Genomic DNA, 3,376 nt, shown 5'->3' with positions numbered 1-3,376 from the left:
GAGTGATGGGAGAGAATGTTCAAGAGTGGATTCTAAATGTTCAGATAAAGACATAAAAAAATGAGCGTATTTACATACACTCATTTTTACTACATTTTACTAAAATTTGCTTAACTGACTGGCATTAATGCAATTGCATGGCTTTTTTTCCCGTAAATTTAGTGTAGCGTTTATTACTTTTTAAATGGAAACGCATATTTCACAATACGTTTTAGTACACTGCCGTACTGTTTCACTAAACTTGCGTTGTTATAGTTCAAACCATATTTTTCACAGACCGCCTGCACTTTTGGCGCCATTTTACGATAACGACGTGCAGGAACGTCAGGGTATAAATGGTGTTCGATCTGATGGCTTAAATGCCCTGTCAAAATGTGAAATGCTTCTGAACCAGTAAGGTTTGAAGAACCACGGATTTGACGCATGTACCAATGTCCACGGCTTTCATTTTCAAGTACTTTTTTCGGGAAAACTTCAACATCTTTGGTGAAGTGACCACAGAAAATAATGCTAAACGTCCAAATATTACGAAGACCATTCGCAACGAGGTTCCCTGTGAGCACAGGTAATGCTGCAGGCCCTGCAATAAGCGGGAAAAACACATAGTCTTTAAATAATTGCTTGCCGATTTTGGCTTGCATTGGCTTCCATTCTTCTTTGGTCTGCTGTTTTGTTTTGCGACCTTTAAAGTATTTACCCAATTCAAGGTTTTGAATGGCAACACCCCATTGGAACAATAAGCAAAATGGAATGCTATAAATCGGTTGTAATAGATAGCCCGGCTTCCAACGCTGTTCTGGGAATAAACGAACGAGACCATAACCAATATCATCATCCATACCTTTAATGTTGGTATAGGTATGATGTTTAAAATTGTGAGTTTGGCGCCAGTTATCTGCAGTACCCACGATATCCCATTCATAAGTCTGACCATTGAATTTAGGATCATTCATCCAGTCATATTGACCATGCATGACATTATGACCTAATTCCATGTTTTCCATGATTTTGGCAAAACCTAAAAGACCTGTGCCTAAAATCCACGCTGGCGGAAACCAACCTGCAAACAATAATGCACGACCTGCCATAGATGAATATCGAATAGTCGAATACACACGACGAATGTATTTCGCATCCTTTTCACCTAAGTCATCTAAAACTTCTTGCTTAATCGCGTCAAGCTCACGCGCAAGTTCATCTAATTGCGATTGGGTTAACTCACGGTTTTTAGGATTTTTAAAATATTCAATTTTTACAGGCATGTTCATATTTTTTCTACCTTATAAATCAATAACGAGATCTGACTGTGCTGAGTTCACACAAATTTTGAGTAAATTACCCGGTTCTTTATTTTGGCTACCATTGACCATATTTTTAGTCGAACCTTCAACTTTGTTGCAGGCACATTTATTACAAATGCCCATACGGCAACCGTGATTTGGTTTGATATTTTGCTGTTCAAGACTGGCTAAAATTGATTGGCCTTTTGGAATACTGACGGTTTTATTGGATTGCGTAAGCGTGACATTCACAAAGCCAATGTCATCCGTTGCAATTGGACTCATGCTAAATGCTTCACTCATAAAGCATTGTGCATGATCAAATAACGCTTCGGCCTGAGTGACGAAACCCGATGGACCACATGCAAACACAGTACTGTGCTCAATGTCGTCAATTTGAGCAGCGTGAGCGGCATTTAATCGTGGATCAGCAACTTCTTCTTGGGTAAAGAAAATTTGAAATTTAAAGTTTGGATATTCATTTGCCAAAGCTTCGAAGCGTAATTTGAATGCGGCATCATCGTGATACTTAACCCAGTACATTAACTGAATTGGTTGCTCCGCAATTTGCTTAGTTTTGCTCATCCCTTTCAATAAACTCAACATAGGCGTAATACCACTACCCGCAGCCAATAGTAGCAAGGGTGTAGAATTTGACACCAAAGTCATATCACCAAAAGGCTGACCAAATTCTAAGATGTCACCAACTTGTGCTTGTTCTACCAGCCAAGTACTCACAATACCCGTATTCACTTTTTTTACGCTAAGCAATACGTGTTGATCATCTAACTGAGTCAAACTATAAGTACGTTCGTAACGGATCCCATTTACACGAGCAAAAACAGGATGATGCTGACCAGCTTCACCCATTTTAAACAAACGGTTCACCTGTATAGTTAGGCTGACCATCTCATTTGCTGCATTTTCTTTTTGTACAATTTTGCCGAGAGCCTGATTACCAGACCATAACGGATTAAATTTCTGCAACCAGAAATTTACCGCATTGACGTCTACAACACTGTCTTTGAGTGCGTTTAAAGGCTTTTTCGCTTTTTCGAGTACATGCATAATCAAATACAACTCATGGGAGGCTTTTAATTATTATACACATGTATATATATTTGTATATACGCTTGTACATTTAATCGACATTTTCACAAAAGCTATTAGCAGACGCTATAATATGTTAATGTTTTTAATCTATTAAAAAATATGACTCAGTCTGCACAGACGAATATGGTTAACATGTACCAGGAAGAATTACATTCTGAAGCTGAAACTCCACTTGCAGTTCGCACTGTAGGCCGTAAAGCAACGATTACCAAGGAAGAACTGTTTCAGGCAGCGCTTAATTTAATTGGTCCACAAAAAAGTATTTCATCACTGAGTTTGCGTGAAGTTGCACGTGAAGCTGGCATTGCTCCAAATAGTTTTTATCGTCACTTCAAAGATATTGATGAATTAGCCATTGAGTTGATTGATCGAGCTGGCGGTGTGTTACGTCAAATTTTGCATGAAGCACGCCTTCAGGCATCACGCCAAAGCAGTATTATTCGTAGTTCAGTTGAAGTATTTATTCAGCAGCTAGATGCCGATGAAGGCAACTTAAGCCTGTTACTCCGTGAAGGCTATACTGGTTCGCATTCTTATAAAAATGCAGTTGAGCGTCAACTCAACTATTTCCAACAAGAATTAAGAGAAGATTTAATCGTGCTTGAACGTTTAAATCAGAGCAAGTTGGCTCATCCTGACATCGTGGCACGTGGTATTACCCAATTGGTGTTTAACATGGGTGCAAAGGTTATTGATCTACCGACAGAACAACGCAAAGAAGTTGCCGAACAAACCATGATTATGATTCGTATGATCTTGGAAGGTGCTCGCCATTTAGACGAAGCACAGATTCGATAAAAATTAACGGTCAGAAAAAAAGGAGACGTTCAGGTCTCCTTTTTTATGAACAAAATTATTTTGGCTCTAGACTAGCAGATTTACACTTAATTTTACCTAATGAGGTTCCACAGCTCAGTTGCTAACTCATTAGGTTCCCTCATCCAACGCCATTCAGTTTCTTTAAGATGATAATCAAAGTACTC

At 38.8% G+C, this 3,376-nt stretch carries 3 protein-coding genes and 1 pseudogene; 1 reads left to right on the top strand and 3 read right to left on the bottom strand.

The features are described 5' to 3' along the window. Nucleotides 1-173: 173 nt before the first annotated feature. Both FTT85_RS18140 and FTT85_RS18135 read right to left on the bottom strand, forming a co-directional pair. Nucleotides 174-1,268 carry an acyl-CoA desaturase gene (locus FTT85_RS18140; RefSeq protein WP_078193588.1) on the bottom strand — a complete coding sequence of 365 codons (1,095 nt, stop codon included), beginning with the start codon at nucleotides 1,266-1,268 and terminating at the stop codon, nucleotides 174-176. Nucleotides 1,269-1,280: 12 nt separating this feature from the next. Beyond that, complete coding sequence (locus FTT85_RS18135; protein WP_180184106.1) at nucleotides 1,281-2,348, bottom strand: ferredoxin reductase; 1,068 nt, start codon at nucleotides 2,346-2,348, stop codon at nucleotides 1,281-1,283. Nucleotides 2,349-2,516: 168 nt separating this feature from the next. On the opposite strand from FTT85_RS18135, the gene fabR reads away from it, so the two are divergent. Next, on the top strand, nucleotides 2,517-3,191 hold the full coding sequence (fabR, locus tag FTT85_RS18130; protein ID WP_372491111.1) for an HTH-type transcriptional repressor FabR: 675 nt from the start codon (nucleotides 2,517-2,519) through the stop codon (nucleotides 3,189-3,191). Between the two features lie 92 nt (nucleotides 3,192-3,283). Here the strand turns inward: fabR and FTT85_RS18125 are convergent. Continuing rightward, a pseudogene (locus tag FTT85_RS18125) lies at nucleotides 3,284-3,376 on the bottom strand (IS1595 family transposase); the annotation flags it as partial.

This window comes from Acinetobacter sp. YH01020 (assembly GCF_013420275.1).
GTDB classification, from domain to species: Bacteria; Pseudomonadota; Gammaproteobacteria; order Pseudomonadales; family Moraxellaceae; genus Acinetobacter; species Acinetobacter amyesii.
The sequence above is the reverse complement of the archived record's forward strand: the minus strand, read 5'-3'. Positions and strand labels throughout refer to the sequence as shown.

Bases quoted from the DNA above. Each gene is read 5' to 3' on its own strand.
- FTT85_RS18140 (WP_078193588.1), bottom strand. From the start codon at position 1,268: ATGAACATGCCTGTAAAAATTGAATATTTTAAAAATCCTAAAAACCGT.
- fabR (WP_372491111.1), top strand. From the start codon at position 2,517: ATGGTTAACATGTACCAGGAAGAATTACATTCTGAAGCTGAAACTCCA.
- FTT85_RS18135 (WP_180184106.1), bottom strand. From the start codon at position 2,348: ATGCATGTACTCGAAAAAGCGAAAAAGCCTTTAAACGCACTCAAAGAC.